Origin of the sequence: Bacillus sp. FSL W8-0640 (assembly GCF_038007725.1) — a bacterium.
GTDB lineage: Bacteria > Bacillota > Bacilli > Bacillales > Bacillaceae_G > Bacillus_A > Bacillus_A cereus.
In genome coordinates this window covers 4,620,095-4,638,624 of record NZ_JBBOXT010000001.1, presented here as the reverse complement: position 1 = coordinate 4,638,624, position 18,530 = coordinate 4,620,095, and the positions used below count along the sequence as shown (strand labels likewise).

The following is an 18,530-nucleotide window of genomic DNA, read 5'->3' as shown; positions in this document are numbered from 1 at the left end:
TTGTCGGTAAGGCGATATATTTAAAAAATCGCCGATATACATTTTATGTACTATCGATTTTTTAAGTTATACGATTATTCCGTTACAACTGAAGCAATGAATGGTAAGTTACGATATTTTTCCGCACAGTCGATACCGTATCCAACGATGAATTCGTCTGGAATTTGGAAGCCAACATATTCAGCTGTTAAGTCTACTTTACGACGTTCTGGTTTATCAAGTAATGTACAGAACTTGAGTGCTTTTGGTTTATGCATAAAGAAGTGATCTTTTAGGAAATGAAGTGTTAAACCAGAATCGATAATATCTTCTACAACAATTACGTTTTTCCCAGTAATGTTTACGTCGATATCTTTTAGTAGTTTCACTTTTCCTGTTGTTTCTGTTTGATTTCCGTAGCTAGATGCAGAAATAAAGTCAATTGTTACATCATTTTTGATGTTACGAATTAAATCAGCAGCAAATACGAATGAACCTTTTAATACTGCGATAACTACGATTTCTTCTCCTTCAAAGTCACGTTCGATTTGAAGTGCTAATTCTTTAACTTTTGCTTGTAATTGTTCTTCAGAAATTAAAGTGTCTTTTATTTCAATATTCATTGTAATCCTCCTACAGTGTAAAACTTATGAACATTTCGACTGTAAAGGATAGAATAGAAAAAGTCAAAGGAGATAGTAATTTTTTACAAAGATAATGACAAAATCATCTGATGATATGATATACTAAGTGTATTAAGGAAACGCTTCCATGAAGGGTGAATATGATGAAGAAGAAACAGTACACAAGTGTAACATTTATAAAAGCATTACTTTTAACAATTGTTCTTGGCCTGTTGGCTTACGTAATTGATGTACCTGCGATTCGTATTTCATTAATTGGAATGACTTTAGTGTTAGGAGCAATTTCGCATGGTATGATGTCGCAGCTAAAAGAAGCTGGACTTGATGATATGAGAGATCATATAGATAAAAAGTGAGAAACCTTCATTATATAGAGTGAAGGTTTTTTTGTTTCTTACAAAAATGTAAGGTAGTTGTAAGGCAAATCGATAGTTGCATAAGAGCATTTTGGATAAACTATGGGTGTAAGGTAAAAGGCAAGCATATTTTAGGTAAATTAAGTTTTAGGCACTCTATATGTGAAAAAGGAGTAGGAGGGCATGGAGAAACGTTGGACGACCTTTTCTTTTTTAGCGACTAGTAACACCGTAATGCTAGATGGAAAAATGGATTTTTTGCACTTGTTTGATCGTGAAAATGATCATTCTTCTTCTAAATTTACAATGAAATGGAATAAATGGAGCGAGAGTTGTAAGATTGAAGAAGAGGCCCCTAACGAAGAGCAAAAGATTATTTTAACAAACCCTATTAAAGCGTGGGTTGTTCAACGTCGTAAGTGTAACGTCAAAAATCACTTCAAGAAAACTGAGCCGAGACAATTAGTTATCGCTCCGGCCCGTTCTACTTCCAAATCACGCGAAAGTAACATGTAAATAATTGAGACACACACCCGAAAAAAACATCGTACATATTGCGATGTTTTTTTCTTTTTCTACAATGAAATCTTTAAATGAAATATATTTCATCTGCATCTTATATTTATATCTCTTGCTTATTCTAGTAATACATCCGATGCGAGTAGATGTGAATAAAATATAAGGAGAGAGTGAAAATGAAAAAGAAACTATTACCAATTTGTGCAATGGCACTTTTAACAGTAGGATATTCTTCAGTAGCGAGTGCGGATACTGGAACAGTAACAAAGGAAGAAGAAGCGCAAGTACAACAGGATAAAGCTAAAAAAGAAGAAGCAATTAAGGAACAGCAAAAAAGTGAAATAGAGAAAAAGCAAGCAGCACAAGTACAAGAAAAAAATGATATGGCTAAAAAAGAGGAAACAATAAAAGCTGAGAAAAAAGTGAAGAAGAGAAAAAGAGAATAGCGCAAGAACAGTTAAAAAACGATATGGCTAAAAAAGAAGCAGCGATAAAAGCCGAGCAAAAGAATGAAGTAGCTAAAAAAGAAGAAGCAAAGCCAGTTGTACAAGGTGAAAAATTACCAAATACAGCATCAAATAATGTAGCAATGATGGGATTAAGTGCATGTCTTGTAGCGGTAGGTACATTATTTGGTTTGAATCGTCGCAATAAGATTCAAGCGTAAATAAAATATTTTCCTATAAAGAATGGGATAATTTCATATATTAAAAATGGTAGGTTACTCCTACCATTTTTGGCATGGAGGAATGAAGAATGAAGTTACTCAATTATATCGGTATCATATTGATGGCTATAGGGCTATTCATGGGATCCTATTATGCTGTGGAATGGTATAAAGGAAGAAGCTCTGCCGGGCAATTAACGGCAGAAGAAATAAAGAGCCTTAAAAATATACAAGATACTCAACTTTCTCATGAAACACCTGTAACTTCTCAAGTGCCTTCTTCTCAAACAGAACATAAAGAAGGAGAAAAGGTAGCGATGTTAAACATACCGAAAATAAAGAAGAAGTTTTCTATATATTGGGGAGCAGATGATACGACTTTGAAAAAGGAGTGGGTATGTTCGTTAGTGATTTAACGACAACTCCATCTGGAGGGGGACATACTGTACTGAGTGGACATCGAGATACTGTATTTACAGATTTAGAAGAGTTGAAAGAAAAGGATACCCTTGTTTTAGAGTATGATAATAAAACGTACACATATGAAATTCAAAAGACATGGATTACTCATGCGGATGATCGTACTGTTATTATAAAAAAAGAAGAACCGATATTAACACTGACAACTTGTTACCCATTTGATTATATAGGGGATGCACCAGATAGATATATTATCGAGGCGAAGTTAACTGGCAGTTATTCAAAGTGAAATTATAGTTTCTGAAAGCGAGAGGGGGATATATAAGTTATGTCAAAAAACATTTTAATTGTTGAAGATGAAGACATATTACGTGAAATATTAAAAGATTATTTTTTAAGTGAACAATATGTAGTGTTTGAAGCGAGGGACGGGAAAGAGGCTTTAGTTGTATTTGAAGAAGAAGAGGTTGATTTAGTTATTTTAGATATCATGTTGCCAGAACTCGATGGATGGTCTGTTTGCCGAAGGATTAGGAAGACGTCCGAGGTGCCTATTATTATGCTGACGGCGCGTGTAGATGAAGACGATACATTACTTGGTTTTGAACTTGGAGCAGATGACTATGTGACGAAGCCGTATAGTCCTCCAATTTTATTAGCAAGAGCGAAACGATTATTAGAAAGTAGAAAAGCATCGAAGAAACCTTTAGAGAACGAAGATGATACGTTATCGATTCATGGCATCCATGTCCATTTTCCGTCGCGTACTGTTACTGTTGATGAGGCAGATGTTAGTTTAACGCATACGGAGTTTGAAATATTGGTGTATTTCATGAAAAATCAAGGAATCGTTTTAACGCGAGAGCAACTCATTTCAAGAATTTGGGGATATGAATTTGCTGGCGATGATCGAACGGTGAATAGCCATATTCGTAATTTAAGAAATAAATTAGGAGAGAAAGCAAAGTATATTACAACTGTAGTACGAACTGGTTATAAATTTGAGGGGAATGTATGAAGAAAGGAATTGTACTAAAATTATTTACTCTTACAACAGCATTATGTATGTTGATTTTAGCGACGATATTTATTGGACAAACGATATTTTTTAAACAATATTATGCGAATCGAAAAGTGGAAGATATTAAAGTGAATTTAAATTCCTTTGAGAAGAATTATTTAAATTATGCAGGAAATGCAGAAGAAATTCAGAAACTAGAGCAAGACTTTTTAAGAGAAAATAATACGTGGATTACGACATTAGATAAGAACGGGAATTTAAAACATACAGATGATTTTTATTTTGAAGTAACGATAGATCGTAGGCAACAAAAGAGCTTTGGACAACAAATATTTAAAATTCCCTTAGGTAATCTCGTCAATATAGAGGAAATTGATAATAAATTATCAGAGCAGTTTTTAGGGCAAGAAATTTATTTTTCTGGAGTGAGAAAAGAAGATAGTTTTATTCCATTCTCTTTTTCTTTATCTAAGCAGAATTTAAGTGGATCTAATAAACCGTTAGAAAAAGCATTTAATGAGAAAATGAGTAAATTAAATGAGGAGAAAAAGAGAGCAGCTGAGGAACAACTTGTTAAGGAAAAGAAACCAGCTGTTCAGGAGCAAGCTGCTCAGGAATTAGGCGTTTACATAGGAGGACGTGTTACAAAAGTACAGTTACCAGATGTAAAAGGTCCTGTGAATCCAATTTATAAAAATGGCATCTTCTTAGATAGCATAAAAGAATTTCAAACTAATTTATTATTAAAAGAGAGCAAGCCCATAAAATATACAACACAAACAATGGACTATGAAAAAAATGATATTAAATATAAATTATTAATCAAGCCAATAGAAAAAGACGGATCAGTAACATATATTTATGCGATGGCTTCTTTACAGCCCGTAGATGAAGCTGTACAAATGGTGCAAGATTACTATATCTATATCATTGCATTTGTAGTTGTTCTTATTTTTTAGCTTCGTTCTATTACTCAAAACAAATTGCCAAACCGTTATTAAAAATAAATGATACGACGAAGAAAATAGCACAATTAGATTTTACAGAAAAAATACCGATTACTTCAAAAGATGAAATTGGAGATTTGTCGAAAAATATTAATGTGCTATCAAATAAACTCCATTCACATATTGGACAGTTAGAAGAAGATATTGAAAAGGAAAGAAAGTTAGAAAATACACGGAAAGAATTCATTTCTGGTGTTTCGCATGAATTAAAAACACCGCTAAGTATTATGAAAAGTTGTATTTCCATTTTAAAAGACGGGGTAGCTGAGCATAAAAAAGAGTATTATTTTCAAGCGATGGAGAGAGAAGTAGACAAAATGGATACTTTAATTTTGGATATGCTTGAGCTAGCTAAATTTGAATCTGGTACATATAAAATGAAAAAGGATTCGTTTTATATTGATACAGTAATTGAAGATATATGTGAACATCTATCTGTGGAAATAGAGAAAAAGAACTTCATGTTCATAAAAATATATGTTCATTTGAAGTGATTGCAAATCAAGGCCGGATTGAACAAGTCATCGTTAACTTCATTACGAATGCCATACGTTATACACCAAATAAAGAGGATATTATTATTTCTACAATAGATGAGAAGGATCGTATAAAAGTGTGCATTGAAAATAAAGGTACTCACATTGAAGAAGAACAATTAGATAAAATTTGGGATCGTTTTTATCGAGTGGATACAGCTCGTCAGCGTTCACAAGGTGGGACGGGGCTTGGGCTTGCCATTTCTAAAAATATTTTAGAATTACACGATGCTGAATATGGAGTGAAAAATACAGAAGACGGTGTATTATTTTACTTTTACTTACCGAAAAAAGCGTAGATAATGCATGCTACGCTTTTTTTAATTTATTTTCATATTATCTTTACCTAATCTTTATTTTTAAGCGATATAATCTGGTTAGAAAATGAGGTTATGTAAGGAGTCGATGAACCGTGCATAGCAATTGGCTAAGTATAATGGTATTTATTTTCTTTTGCGCATTTATTGTATTTTTAATTAATATTACGATATGAAAAAAGAGCGCTCATTAAGCGCCCTTTTTTTGTGTATTCATTTGATAAGCACTGATGCTTTTGAATAAGCGTGGGGAAGTGAGGAATAAAAATATAAGTAAAACTGTACATAAAATAAAAGAACCAAGCATTGTACTTCCATTTACGATTAATGAATATAACACAGCTGATTGACCTTTCGGCGCATATTGTCCCCAGAAAATAATACCGGCAATAAAGTGACAGAAATAGCGAGCAAAGCTACCGACAAATGTAGCAAGGATAATGTAAACAAGGATTTTCTTACCATGGTTTTGTTTTGCTGAAGGTTTTTCATTGCGACTACCTAAACTTGAATGTTCTTCACTATTTTCATTAGACGTTAAAAGTGCTTTTTGAATTGGACGATAGAATAAGCCAGCAAATCCGATAAAAGCAAAGGCAATGAAGTACTCAATGAATGCTTGAACAGGTGTTAAAATGTAAGCATCCCCCACGACTATTTGTAATAGTCCCCAAACTAAACCACCTAAGAAAGCTGATTTAAAGCCCCAGCGGTAAGCAATAATAAAAATAGGAATCATAGCGAATGAGATAGAACCGCCTGTTGGAAGTTTAAGTGATAATGGTAAAATATCGATAATCATGGCGAAGGCTGCAAGAATAGCAGATTCGATCATCGCTTGTAAATTAGTGTTACGCATGTTGTCTCCCCCTAAATCCAAGTTGTACAAAAAAGAATAGATATCATAGGAGGATACGAAATACGTAAATAAAAATGAGGTATGTATTTCGGACGTTTGCACAATCCCTGCGTTAGCATTAACTAACAGGTTCGAAGGGTCGGAACGAAGTGTTCCCTCTCAGCGGCATGGCTCCCCCAGTGATAACGAGATTCTTTATTTGCTATTGTTTATTGTAAGCGAAATGGATGAGAATGGCAAACGAATACAGTATGACAATAATTGAAATAGAATTGTAGCGAAATGTTAATAAATATGAAGCAAAAGGGTATAGTACAAGAGAAATTGGGTGTGGTATAATTTTTTTGAAAATAATTATCATTCTCTTCTGAGGGGGAAGGTTATGAGTTTAGTAGATATTAAAATTGGAGAGAAAGTGTTAGTAAAAAGTATTCAGTCTTTAGATCAGCTATTAAAGCGTAGACTAGCTGCTTTCGGTCTTGCTGAAGGAAGCGAACTTCGCCTGAAACAGAAAGCGATGTTTAAAGGTCCTTGTACATTGGAGTGTCGTGGACAGTTAATTAGTATTCGTCATTGTGACGCGAAAATGATAAAGGTGGAATTAGCGTGAATAAGGTAGCTTTGCTAGGGAATCCGAATACAGGGAAGACATCATTATTTAATGCACTTACTGGTTCTTATGAGTATGTAGGAAACTGGAGCGGTGTAACAGTAGAAAAGAAGGTTGGTAAATTAAAAGATAGACAAGGAACATTAATTGATTTACCAGGTGTTTATGATTTAAATCCAGTTTCACGTGATGAAGGTGTTGTAACAAACTTTCTATTAACAGAAGAATTTAATCATATGTTAAATATCGTAGATTCCTCGCAGTTTGAAAGAAATATGCATTTAACGTTGCAGTTACTTGAATTTGGTAAGCCAGTCTCAATTGGTTTAAACATGGTTGATGTGGCGAAGCAAAGAGGAATTGTCATTGATGTAAAACGATTATCAGAACTATTAGGTGTAACAGTCGTTCCTGTTGTTGCAAGGAGTGGAAAAGGCTGTGAAGAACTGCTTACGACTCTTAAAGAAAATGACAAAAAAGAGAAAAAGCCATTCCTTATTTCATATGGTGTACAAATGGATGAAGGAATTGGAGAAGTAATTGCTCTTTTAGAGACAGTGAATTACGAGCATCCGAGATGGTTAGCACTTCAATTTTTAAGCAATAACGAAGTAGTAGAAAAAGAAATGAAAGCATTACCAATTTATAAGGAACTCATAGCCATTCGATCTCGCTTAGAAGGAAAACTTGATTGTACGTTAGAAGAGCACATTTACAAAACTCGTGAAGCGTATATTGAAAAGTTAAAAACAAATGTTATGAAGCATGAGAAAGAAGGAAAAATTCCTTTTTCAGAAAAAATTGATAGATTAATTACACATAAAATTTTAGGACTTCCAATCTTTTTAGCAGTTATGTTTTTTATTTTTCAGGTTACGTTTACGTGGATTGGTACACCTTTATCTGATATGTTAGATGAGTTTTTTGGTGGCCAGCTTACGGATTGGGTGACGGCTGGACTTACAAGTATTGGAGCTTCTCATTTTATTCAAGCACTCGTTACAGAAGGTATTATTGCCGGTGTTGGTGCTGTATTAGTATTCGTACCACAAATCTTTGCACTATTCTTTTTCATTTCATTATTAGAAGACTCAGGGTATATGGCGCGAATTGCAGTTGTTATGGATAGAATTATGGAGTTTTTCGGCTTAAACGGAAAAGCTTTTATTCCGATGATTATCGGTTTTGGATGTAACGTTCCAGGTATTATGGCTGCGAGAACGATTGAACAGGAGAAAGAACGTTTACTTACCATTTTAGTAACACCATTTATGTCTTGTTCAGCACGATTACCTGTATATGCATTATTTGCGGGCGTATTCTTCCCGCATAGTCAGGCGACTGTTGTATTTTCTTTATATGTTGCAGGGATTGTTCTTGCGTTATTAGTTACAAAAATTATGTCTCTTACGATTTTGAAAGCGGAAAAGTCTATTTTCGTAATTGAATTACCGCCTTACCGTGTGCCACAAGCGAAAACATTATGGCTGAGCACGTGGGAGAAAGGAAAAGGATTTGTTCGTAAAGCTGGTACATTCATCTTTGGTGGTTCGGTTGTCATTTGGTTATTAAACTATGCAGGTCCATCAGGATTTGGTGTTGATATGGGAGACAGTTACTTAGCGATGATTGGTGGATTTATCGCACCACTATTTGCACCGCTCGGCTTCGGAACGTGGCAAGCTGCAGCATCCCTTTTAACAGGATTTTTAGCGAAGGAAGTTGTCGTTTCAACAATGGCAATTATTTATGCAGTTAAAGAAGATGTGCTTGGAAACGTAATGGGAGCACATTATACAGCATTATCAGCTTATGCATTTATGTTCTTTATTTTATTATACGTTCCATGTTTAGCGACGGTGGCTGTTATTAAACGTGAAACAGGATCAGCGAAATGGACGATTTTCTCAGTCGTTTACCCGCTTGTTGTTGCTTATGTATTAACGCTTATTATATACCAAGTTGGATCTTTACTAGGATTCTAAAAGGAGATGTATAATGATGGTCAATATTATAATTGGAGCTATCATTTTTGGTTATGCAGCATACACGTTAGTTAATTTTGTAAAGAGAAGTAAAAAAGGAAAATGCGCAGCATGTTCTTTAAATAAGTCATGTCAGTCGAAAACTTGTAGTCCAGATATGGAACAAGTTGCTCATAATAAATAGAAAAAAGCTTTGCGAATTTCGCAAAGCTTTTTTGTTTTACTTTTTAATTTTTACAAGTTGAGAAGCTTCGACGCCGTTGTAACCAGGGAATTCTTTACTTGGGTCTTTATCAAATTTTAATACACCTACAGATTTTTCATCACCTTTTACATTGTTGTAAGTTGCGTCATCGACAATCGCATACATATCTGTATATGCACGGCCACTTCCGATAATTGTGTTGCCTTCATATTTTAATTTCGCTCCATCAAGTGTAGCATTTTCTACTTTTTCTTTTGCAAATAATACACCTTGTTCTGTTGTTACAGCTGGTAATTTATCAAGTGGTTTCGTGTTGTCTTTTTCATCAACTTTGCTAAGTAACTCTTTTTTCACTAGTTCCTCACCAGTTTTCTTATCCATTACAAGAACTTTTTTACCATCTAATGTTGTCATTTTCATTTTATAGAAGTCTTTTTCTTTCACTTCTTTTTTGTTTTTATCTGTAATTTGCTGAACTTGTTCTTCTGAGCCGTACAGTACAAAACCGTTCGCTTTCTCTCCTAATAAAGAACAACCTGATAATGCTCCAAGTGAAATTGCTGCTGCTAATCCGATTCCTACTAATTTTTTCATGATGATTTCTCCTTTTATATGTTTTATATTAAATACAATTTTTGTATTATTGCTTACAAGTGAAGAAGCTTGTTTGTTGCTTCTGGTATTAGTGTATAAGAAATATTAGAATGCAACTATCGAGTTAGCTTACAGTAACATTACACTTATGTAATTTAGTGAAATTGCATAAAAGTAAGTTAATTTCAAAAAGGGATAATGAGAATATATTAGAAATACAATATTGTATATAGAATGTCATATTATAATGGATGTATTTTGGAAATAACATGTAAGGACATATTAGTTTTGTTATAATAAACACATAGGCTGTAAAAATGAATATTCTTTACTGTAAAGGGAGATTTTTCAGTTTTCCAAGTAGTGAATTTGAAATATGAGGTATATCATAGGAGGAATTTAGATGTCTGTATTCAAACGATTAAGAGATTTAACAATGTCGAATGTATATTCATTAATTGAAAAAGCGGAAGATCCAGTTAAGATGACGGATCAATATTTACGCGATATGCAAGCGGATGTACAAGAAGCTGAGAAAAGTGTAGCAGCTCAAATCGCGCTTGAGAAGAAATTCAAAATATTATTTGAAGAGCAAGAAGCACTTGTGAAAAAACGTGAAGAGCAAGCTCATATGGCTGTTCAAGCTAATAACTTAGATCTTGCGCGCCGTGCACTAGAAGAAAAACAAAATGCGGAGCAAAAGATGAATGAGTATAAAGCAAGCTATGAGCAAAATAAAGCTGCTGCTGATAACCTGCGCCTAAAGCTAGAAGAAATGCGTAAGCAATTAAATGAGCTGAAAAATAAACGTGAGACACTTGTAGCGCGTGTAAATGCGGCGAAAGCACAAAAGAATATTAATCAGGCGATGTCTGGATTTGATTCAAACTCAGCAAAAGCTGGTTTAAGCCGTATGGAAGAGAAAGCTCTTCAATTAGAGGCTGAAGCAGAAGCAAGCGGTGAAGTTTATAAGAAAGAAAAATCATTAGATGATGAATTCGCAAGCTTAAACAAAAATTCTGCTGTTGACGATGAATTAGCTCGTATTATGAAGCAGTATGAGAAATAATATAGAATAAAGACAAATGAACCGACATGTCTAAATATATTCATGTCGGTTTTCTATTATATTTAGAGGAGGTTTTGCAATGACATGGATGAATGTAGTTGCCATGCTTGTATGGACTGGAGCGAGTGCAGTACTTTTATTTGCAATTATGTGGGTTGATTCAATTTTTACAAAATACAATGATTTAAAAGAAATTAAACATGGAAATACAGCTGTAACAACTCGTTTTATTATGAAATTATTTGCACAAGGGTACATTTTATCCCAATCAATTACGAAAGCAAATGACTTATGGCAGGCACTTCTTGCTTCAGCAGTTTCTTTCGTTATTTTATTAGTGGTAGAAATGTTTATCGAATTTGTATTAAAGAAAATGTCTGGTCTTGATTTAGAAGAAGGTACGAAAGAAGGTAGCGTTGCACATGCGATGTTAGCCGGATCATTACATATTGTTGGTGCACTAATTTTAGGTGCTTGTTTATAAAGAGAAAAGGAGGGATAGATCATGAGTTTATTTAAACGAATTAAAAATATAATGAAAAGCCCAGAGCCACCGAAGCCGGAAAAGAGTCTTTTAACGTTAGCTCCTGGCGATATGATTGAAGTGTCATTAGTTATGTATGAATTAATTGGGAAAACGAGTATGCATTCGCGTAAGGAAATTGTTTTGACATTGCAAGATGGAAAAGACATTCGTTATTTAAAAATTGAAGATCGTGAAAATACGTATTACAAATTATATACACCAATTGATGGTCGCTTAGATTCAATTGATGAAATTCCGACGACAATTGAAATGGATGATACCGAGTACCATATGGAAGAACAATATAACGGACGTGTTGTTGTTATGGGAAAAACTCCATTCTCAGCTTCAGAAGAACAGTACGTATGGGAATTCCAATCAGACAATCGAAAATTATTGCGTATTGAATGGCAAAATGGTCGCACAATGATGTATGAGGGAGAAGCAATCATTCCTGCTGATGTACAAATTATAAGAGCAACGTAAGGGGCGTAATCATGTCAAACCGATTGTTTACCATGATTAAATCGTTTGTAATCCCTATACTTGCTATCGTTATATTACTTGTTGTTGCTGGTTATGCCTTATCAGGTTGTCAAGGCGGGCAGACAAAGTCGATTCAAGACCGTTATCCACTTGAATCTGTTGCCAAGGAAGGTAAACAAGAATCTTACGTGTATAGGGCCGCCAATCGGTCAGTTCCTGAAGTAGCGAAGGAACTCATTAACGAAAGAGAACCGAAGCAAGCATCTAAAGAAGACGAAAATCAAATGTTCCTCGTTTATTCTGATAAGATTTATAACCTGCAAAAGGATAAAGAGAAACCATCTGATACGTTAATTGAAATAAGTAATAAAGAATTTGTCCGTCAAAATTACCAACCGTCCTTCTTGCAAGGATATATTATGGGTAGCATATTAAACGATATATTCGGTTCAAAAAGATCATCATCCGGTGATTACCGAGGATATAATGACAGACAAAATCATCAACCAGTTATTCCAGAAAGACCACCTACGAAAGAAGAAAAGAAAACCCCACCTCCAATTACGAAGGAAGGGAAAGGATCTATCATTAAGCGAGGCGATAATGTAGATTCGAAACCATCAGTAGGTGATAAGGGAAGTATTACTGAAAAAGGAAGTAATACGACGCCCCCACCTTCTACTGGAAGCAAGGGGAAAATTACGAAAACACCAGGCGGTTCAAGCGGATCAGATGTGAAGCCAAAATCATCTATTAAAACGCCGCCAAGGAATACATCTCCTCCGAAAACGAGGGTCGGTGGTTCAGGAAAGATTACGAAGAGAAGATAGTGTAGAGACCGAAAAGTGTAAATTGCTTTTTGGTCTTTTTTTGTTATGGGAATTAATCCCTTTCAGTTGGTACGATTTAGGCATAAGGGGGAAGTAAAAATATATCAGCGATTATTGGAATATATCGACCACAACTCAAAATATATCAGCGATTATTGAAATATATCGACTTACCGACAAAAACTAACAACGATAGCAACTTAATAATAAAAAGAGGGTGTGCCAAAATTTTGGCACACCCTCTTTTATATAACGATTAATGAATATCACGTTTCTTGAAATTACCGCCTTTTACTTCTGCTACGTCATAAACTGTAATAAAGGCGTGTGGATCGATTTCATTAATAAGTTCTTTCATTTTACTTTCTTCTAAACGGTTAATTACGCAAGAAATTTCTTTGAATTTCTCTCTTGAATAACCACCGTATACTTCGTTATATGTTGCACTTCGGCCTAAACGATCGCGAATTGTTTCTACCATTAATTCAGGCTCTTTTGTAATAATTTTAAATGCTTTTGAACCACTTAAACCAACTTCAACGATATGAATCACTTTCGAAGCGATAAAGTAAGCAATTGCCGAAAGGATAGCTCCTTGAAGACCGAATACCGTTGATACGAAAATAAATACGAACATGTTTAAGAATAAAATAAGGTCACTCGTTCCAAATGGTAACTTACGAGAAAGCAATACAGCAAGCATATCGATTCCATCTAATGCCCCACCGTTACGTAATGCTAGTCCCATACCAAAACCGATGATAATACCACCAACAACTGTAACTAATAATGTATCGCCTTCAATAATAGCTGGTATTCCGTGCATGACAACGGTACCTACTGCTAATGAAGCAATTCCGATAATAGAATAAATCGCAAAGCTTTTACCGATTTGCTTATACCCTAACCAAACGAAAGGAATGTTAATAACTGCGATTAGAGCTCCTAATGGCAATCCAAATAATCTTGAACTAACGATACTTAAACCAGTCACACCACCGTCTGATACGTTATTTGGAATTAATACTGCTTCTAATCCGTACGCTGTGATAAATGCCCCAATAATAATCATCAAAGCTTTTGAAGCAATTTTTAGCTTATTGGGCTTGTTTTTGATAATTTTCTCCATATAATTTCCTCGTTTCAAACTAGTTTCTTATTTGTTACGTCATTCACACCTAAATTTTATTTTAACATTTAATTTGAAAAAATTCTCCTTTAATGGATGTATGCAGGGAATATTATCACCATATTATCTTTAAAATATTTTTGAAATCAGTATAAGAAATCCCATCCTTTCAAAGGATGGGATGCTATTAAGAAAATATAAAACTAAGTATTGATACGAATAAAGCGAAACCTAAAATAGTTCCACATATTTTCATATGGCGCTTACGTCCCATTACGACAATCGCAACATATTCGCGAATCATTGCGTTAGGCCAGTAATAAAATGCAGTTTTTGACCCGATTCCTTGGCTATTAAGACCAGCTTGTCTAGCGTATATGCCAGCGCGGAAAAGGTGGAAATTATTTGTGGTAAAAATACTTTTATATTTACCTTCAGGTTTTAAAGAATCCATAATTTCTTTAGAGAACAACATATTTTGATATGTGTTTACAGAGCGATTTTCTTGCACTGTATGTTCAAGAGGAATTCCTTTTTCAACAGCATAATTTTGCATTGCTTCTGCCTCTGGAAGACCTTCATCTGGACCTTGACCACCAGAGAAAATAATTGTTGGTGGTGTATTTACAGCTGCTTGTTTCCAATAGAAGTCGATAGCTTTATTAATGCGGCTTGCAAGTAATGGTGGTACTTTATCATTAATTAAGCCGCTACCAAGAACGATAATGAAATCTTGATTACGTCTTGGTCTGTTGAATTGGTATAAAAAATATGCGCTTAAGAAGTTAGATAAGTGTATAAAGAAATAGAAGCTTATAAGAGAAATAGCTGCAAAAATAGGCTCTAAATGCGATGAGACCAAACTTGCTGGGTTTATAATAGGGAGTAACATAAAGAATAACATCCCTAAAGCAGCAAGGAGTGTTAAACAGTTAGTGAACCGTCTTCCTTCTCGCTTCATTAAAATTCTAGCATTAAGAAATAGCCCAAACATTAAAGCAACAATACCGAAAGGAAGCATAATAAGAAGTGCTAAAATAGGTAAAATTATAATATAGCGTAGGACATCACTACTTGAATTTACAGATATAATCACACAAAAAAGAAGGAAAAAACAGACAAAGGAATTAAATAAAAAGCCGTTTATTATTTTTCGCGGATCTTTTAAATATGAGATAAGAAAAATAATAAATAATATAAGAGGAATAATTCCGAAATACATCATAAATATAGTACACCTCAATTTGTATAAGAATTTGACATACCTTTTATATTACATGATTTTATAAGTGAAAATGAAAGAAAAAGGATTTTGAATTTTCTCAATAAAATATATGGATACATATGTTACAATATATTCAAAGCGATATATTAAAAGTAAAATGGTTGAAAAGGCACTCAATAGAGTGCTTTTTCTTTTTGTATGCAATTGTGCATATTATATTTTTTTCAAATGAAGAGGATTACAATATAATTTGTAGACAGACTTTATAAAGCAGAATTTAATACAAACATTTCCCTCTACTTTTTGTATCTAACAATCGTATAACAATAAATAATTCTGTTTTATAGTGTCTGTTTTTGAAAGGTGTCTTTTTTGAAGGCACCTTTTTTTATTAGTATAGATAGTTTTCACTGTTAGCATAGTGTAAACTATCTATACTAAACATTAGCAATCTTCCGTATAAATATTATCAATTTACTATATATTCCAGTTGTGTTAACCTACATATGAAAGGCTTTCTTTTTCAAAATATTACCCCTAATAAAATTTTGAAGAAGTCAACTGTCTCCAAACTTGTCTTTATGCTTAAAGAAAAAGCACTCAAATTGAGTGCTTTTTCTTATTGAAACATGCTATTTTTCTAGGCGATTTTCATAAAATAAAAGTAAAGAAATGAAAGTGGGTGACAAAATGCCGGCAGTTGTGGAAGGTGTTATTATTGAAAACTGCAATGGAACAATTAATGTAGGGGATAAATATAACGTACAGCCGATTGAAAAGACGAAAGCTTATAATGGATCGGGATCATCAAATACAGGAATGAAAGTACAAACGTTTAGCGGGATTAGTACGGCGGATGTAAGGGATAATGATGCGTATGATCAAGTTATTCAATCAACGTTATAATTTTAAAATGCAAAATTGCATAAAGTAACATGTTTGTTGTATGTTACACTCTAGCTGTGAGCTGTTAATGATTCTTCTGTATTATAGTTGTTAGATTAGAAATATAACATCTTATCGAAAATCATACGTACAAAAAAAGACACTTCAAACGAAGTGTCTTTTTTTACCTTAGTGATACCCTTTAGCAGAGTCTTTATGAATTTTATTTTTAAAAATACTGTAGCTCCAAAGCTGATATCCAATAACGATTGGTACCATGACCATTGCAACGAAGAACATAATTTTTAAGTTTAATTGACTACCAGCTGCGTTGTATAACGTTGTACTGTATGCATCGTTAATACGAGATGGTAACATTCTTGGGAACATACCTGCAAAGCCAGTTGTCATAAACATTGCGATTGTTAGGCAAACGAATGTGAATGCAAGGCCAATTTTATGTTTGTACACCATAATAAGTGCGAGTACACTCATTAGCATTGCAAGTACTGGAAGAATGAATAGTACCGGATATTCCGTAAAGTTTTGGAATAAGTTTGTCCGATTAGCAGTTGCTACATAGAAGATAGCTAAAATAATAGCAGCTGCCATTGAAAATGGTCTTGCGATTTTATAAGCACGATCAGATACTTCACCAGTCGTTTTAATCATGACCCAAAGGGCACCGGATACGACAAATATAGCAGTGAAGAAAAGACCACCTAATATACCGTAATGGTTTAGTAAGCTAAGTAAATTTCCTTCATAGCCATTTTTTCCGATTTGTAGTCCGTAATAAAGATTAGCGAACGTAACACCGAATAAGAAGGCGATTAGGAAACTGCCAATTGCAAATGCCCATTTACAAGTTTTTTGCCAAATTGGTGAATCATCTTTATGCATGAATTCCAGTCCAGCGGCACGAGCAAATAGTGCAAGTAATACTAAGAATAACGGTGTATATAAATAACTAAACATATTAGCATATGTGACTGGGAAGGCAGCAAATGTTGCGCCACCAGCTGTAATTAACCATACTTCATTACCGCCCCAGAACGGGCCAATTGCTTCTTGTAATTGATTTCGTTCTTGTCGATCTTTCGTAACGAAAGGAAAAATCATTCCGTTACCAAGTGCATACCCGTCAAGAATGAAGTAAACTGTCCAAATCACGCCCCATAAACCGAACCAGATGATTGCAAGCATATCATGAGACATGAGCTACACCTCCCTCAGTAGCAGGTTCTTCTAATGCGGCAGGTCCTTTTTTCGCGAACTTCAGCATTAAGTATACGTCTGCGATTAAAAGTAAAGTGTAGAATAAAATTAAACTAATTAATGAGAACCAAATTTGCGGGACAGATATAGGTGATACAGATTCTGCTGTACGCATTAGTTTATATACTGTCCATGGTTGACGACCTACTTCAGCGACAATCCATCCTGCGTTAATTGCGATATAAGGAAGTAAGACAGACCATATTGTAATTTTCAAATAACGTTTTGAGTTTTCTAGTTTTCCTTTTCGGTTTAAATAGAAGCCATACCAAGTTAATGCCATAAAGAACATGCCGAGTGCAACCATTAAGCGGAAGCTATAATACACGAGGTTAACATTTGGACGTTCATCTTTCGGAATATCTTTTAAACCAACAATTTCGCCATTAAATGAATTTGTGTAGAAGAAGCTTCCGAGTTTTGGAATCGTAAGGAATTCAAAGTTCTTCTCATTTTTTACATCAGGAATTTGAACAATTGAGAAACCTTGTCCTTTTCCAGTTTCCCAAACTGCTTCCATCGCAGCACCTTTTGCGGGTTGATATTTAGCTGCTGATACACCAGATTGATGTCCCATAAACGGTGTAATTGTTGCGGCGAATAAGCCTAACATTAAACCAAACTTAAATGATTTTTTGAAGAATTCTACTTCATTTTTACGTAATAAGTGATAAGCACTAATTGCCATAACGAAGAAAGCACCTACGATATAACAACCAACTACAGTATGGAAGAACATGTTCCAAGCGTATGGATTCGTAACGAGTGCCCAGAAATCATTTAATTCAGCGCGGCCGTTACGCACGACGTATCCAACAGGGTTTTGCATAAAGCCGTTTGCTGTAATAATCCAAAGGGCGGAAATGTTTGTTCCAAGTGCAACCATCCACATACAGAAGGCACGAAACTTTGGTGAAATTTTGTCTTTACCGAATAACCATATTCCCATGAAAGTAGATTCTAAGAAGAAGGCAACAAGTGCTTCGATTGCGAGAGGGGATCCGAAAATGTCTCCCATATATTTGGAGTACTCAGACCAGTTTGTTCCAAATTGGAATTCCATCGTAATCCCGGTTATAATCCCCATTACGAAGTTAATTGTAAATAATTTACCCCAAAAATTTGCCATTTTACGGTATGTTGGATTCAATGTGCGGGCGTATTGAGTTTCCATACATGCTACTAAAATGACAAGTCCGATTGTCAAAGGTACAAATAAAAAGTGATAAAAAATAGTAATTGCAAATTGAAAACGACTCAGTAACAGAACGTCGGACATAATAAATATTCACTCCTTTTTTACATTATCTACAATCAGTTTATAGTGAAAATACGTTTAAAGTATGTGAAACTTGTTACAAAGATGTGTGTATATTTTGAAAG

At 34.4% G+C, this 18,530-nt stretch carries 18 protein-coding genes, 3 pseudogenes and 1 riboswitch; of the genes and pseudogenes, 14 read left to right on the top strand and 7 right to left on the bottom strand.

What is annotated here, in order from left to right:
- Positions 1–74 precede the first annotated feature (74 nt).
- Positions 75–602 carry a hypoxanthine phosphoribosyltransferase gene (gene hpt, locus N2V80_RS24035; RefSeq protein ID WP_001019298.1) on the bottom strand — a complete coding sequence of 176 codons (528 nt, stop codon included), beginning with the start codon at positions 600–602 and terminating at the stop codon, positions 75–77.
- 161 nt (positions 603–763) lie between these two features.
- On the opposite strand from hpt, the gene N2V80_RS24030 reads away from it, so the two are divergent.
- From N2V80_RS24030 to N2V80_RS24005, 6 genes and pseudogenes are all read left to right on the top strand, one after another.
- Positions 764–979, top strand: coding sequence for a hypothetical protein (locus N2V80_RS24030; RefSeq protein ID WP_002001286.1), 216 nt, complete (start codon positions 764–766; stop codon positions 977–979).
- Positions 980–1,162: 183 nt separating this feature from the next.
- Complete coding sequence (locus N2V80_RS24025; protein ID WP_000415619.1) at positions 1,163–1,495, top strand: hypothetical protein; 333 nt, start codon at positions 1,163–1,165, stop codon at positions 1,493–1,495.
- A gap of 179 nt (positions 1,496–1,674) precedes the next feature.
- A pseudogene (locus tag N2V80_RS24020) lies at positions 1,675–2,165 on the top strand (LPXTG cell wall anchor domain-containing protein).
- A gap of 89 nt (positions 2,166–2,254) precedes the next feature.
- A pseudogene (locus N2V80_RS24015) lies at positions 2,255–2,874 on the top strand (class D sortase).
- A 39-nt stretch (positions 2,875–2,913) separates the two neighbouring features.
- Positions 2,914–3,603, top strand: coding sequence for a response regulator transcription factor (locus N2V80_RS24010; RefSeq protein ID WP_000041848.1), 690 nt, complete (start codon positions 2,914–2,916; stop codon positions 3,601–3,603).
- Positions 3,600–5,448: pseudogene (locus N2V80_RS24005) on the top strand (ATP-binding protein). Before N2V80_RS24010 ends, N2V80_RS24005 begins: the two are co-directional and overlap by 4 nt.
- A 208-nt stretch (positions 5,449–5,656) precedes the next feature.
- On the opposite strand, the gene thiT reads toward N2V80_RS24005, so the two are convergent.
- Positions 5,657–6,325: an energy-coupled thiamine transporter ThiT gene (thiT, locus tag N2V80_RS24000; RefSeq protein WP_001246585.1), complete on the bottom strand. Its 669-nt coding sequence runs from the start codon at positions 6,323–6,325 to the stop codon at positions 5,657–5,659.
- Between the two features lie 86 nt (positions 6,326–6,411).
- A riboswitch (TPP riboswitch) is annotated at positions 6,412–6,513 on the bottom strand.
- 194 nt (positions 6,514–6,707) lie between these two features.
- On the opposite strand from thiT, the gene N2V80_RS23995 reads away from it, so the two are divergent.
- From N2V80_RS23995 to N2V80_RS23985, 3 genes are read left to right on the top strand one after another with little or no spacing between them, the layout of a single operon-like run.
- Entirely contained in the window at positions 6,708–6,935 is a 228-nt protein-coding gene (locus N2V80_RS23995; protein ID WP_000060512.1) for a FeoA family protein, read from the top strand.
- A complete protein-coding gene (gene feoB, locus N2V80_RS23990) occupies positions 6,932–8,920 on the top strand; it encodes a ferrous iron transport protein B (protein WP_001044842.1) in 1,989 nt (662 codons plus the stop codon). Before N2V80_RS23995 ends, feoB begins: the two co-directional genes overlap by 4 nt.
- 13 nt (positions 8,921–8,933) lie before the next feature.
- Positions 8,934–9,104, top strand: coding sequence for a FeoB-associated Cys-rich membrane protein (locus N2V80_RS23985; RefSeq protein ID WP_000989593.1), 171 nt, complete (start codon positions 8,934–8,936; stop codon positions 9,102–9,104).
- 36 nt (positions 9,105–9,140) lie between these two features.
- Here the strand turns inward: N2V80_RS23985 and N2V80_RS23980 are convergent, their stop codons facing one another.
- Entirely contained in the window at positions 9,141–9,719 is a 579-nt protein-coding gene (locus tag N2V80_RS23980) for a lipoprotein BA_5634 family protein (RefSeq protein WP_000737502.1), read from the bottom strand.
- A 403-nt stretch (positions 9,720–10,122) separates the two neighbouring features.
- On the opposite strand from N2V80_RS23980, the gene N2V80_RS23975 reads away from it, so the two are divergent.
- The 4 genes from N2V80_RS23975 (at position 10,123) to N2V80_RS23960 (ending at position 12,630) form a co-directional block, all read left to right on the top strand.
- Positions 10,123–10,788, top strand: coding sequence for a PspA/IM30 family protein (locus N2V80_RS23975; protein ID WP_000110280.1), 666 nt, complete (start codon positions 10,123–10,125; stop codon positions 10,786–10,788).
- Between the two features lie 79 nt (positions 10,789–10,867).
- Positions 10,868–11,272, top strand: coding sequence for a DUF350 domain-containing protein (locus N2V80_RS23970; protein ID WP_061654851.1), 405 nt, complete (start codon positions 10,868–10,870; stop codon positions 11,270–11,272).
- Positions 11,273–11,293: 21 nt separating this feature from the next.
- Positions 11,294–11,800, top strand: a complete 507-nt coding sequence (locus N2V80_RS23965) for a DUF4178 domain-containing protein (RefSeq protein WP_000051746.1) — start codon at positions 11,294–11,296, stop codon at positions 11,798–11,800.
- An 11-nt stretch (positions 11,801–11,811) separates the two neighbouring features.
- Positions 11,812–12,630, top strand: coding sequence for a DUF4247 domain-containing protein (locus N2V80_RS23960; protein ID WP_000071185.1), 819 nt, complete (start codon positions 11,812–11,814; stop codon positions 12,628–12,630).
- A gap of 256 nt (positions 12,631–12,886) precedes the next feature.
- Here the strand turns inward: N2V80_RS23960 and N2V80_RS23955 are convergent, their stop codons facing one another.
- Both N2V80_RS23955 and N2V80_RS23950 read right to left on the bottom strand, forming a co-directional pair.
- Positions 12,887–13,759 carry a YitT family protein gene (locus tag N2V80_RS23955; RefSeq protein WP_000411244.1) on the bottom strand — a complete coding sequence of 291 codons (873 nt, stop codon included), beginning with the start codon at positions 13,757–13,759 and terminating at the stop codon, positions 12,887–12,889.
- 187 nt (positions 13,760–13,946) lie between these two features.
- Positions 13,947–14,984: a YdcF family protein gene (locus tag N2V80_RS23950; protein WP_000990101.1), complete on the bottom strand. Its 1,038-nt coding sequence runs from the start codon at positions 14,982–14,984 to the stop codon at positions 13,947–13,949.
- A 672-nt stretch (positions 14,985–15,656) separates the two neighbouring features.
- Between N2V80_RS23950 and N2V80_RS23945 the strand changes: the two genes are divergently transcribed.
- Positions 15,657–15,890, top strand: a complete 234-nt coding sequence (locus N2V80_RS23945; protein ID WP_002062565.1) for a spore germination protein — start codon at positions 15,657–15,659, stop codon at positions 15,888–15,890.
- 168 nt (positions 15,891–16,058) lie between these two features.
- Here the strand turns inward: N2V80_RS23945 and cydB are convergent, their stop codons facing one another.
- Both cydB and cydA read right to left on the bottom strand, forming a co-directional pair.
- Positions 16,059–17,087 carry a cytochrome d ubiquinol oxidase subunit II gene (cydB, locus tag N2V80_RS23940; RefSeq protein ID WP_000017662.1) on the bottom strand — a complete coding sequence of 343 codons (1,029 nt, stop codon included), beginning with the start codon at positions 17,085–17,087 and terminating at the stop codon, positions 16,059–16,061.
- The gene (gene cydA, locus N2V80_RS23935) at positions 17,077–18,426 is read right to left on the bottom strand and encodes a cytochrome ubiquinol oxidase subunit I (protein ID WP_001286194.1); all 1,350 of its coding nucleotides are present in this window, start codon (positions 18,424–18,426) and stop codon (positions 17,077–17,079) included. The genes cydB and cydA overlap by 11 nt, the downstream gene beginning before the upstream one ends.
- Positions 18,427–18,530 lie beyond the last annotated feature (104 nt).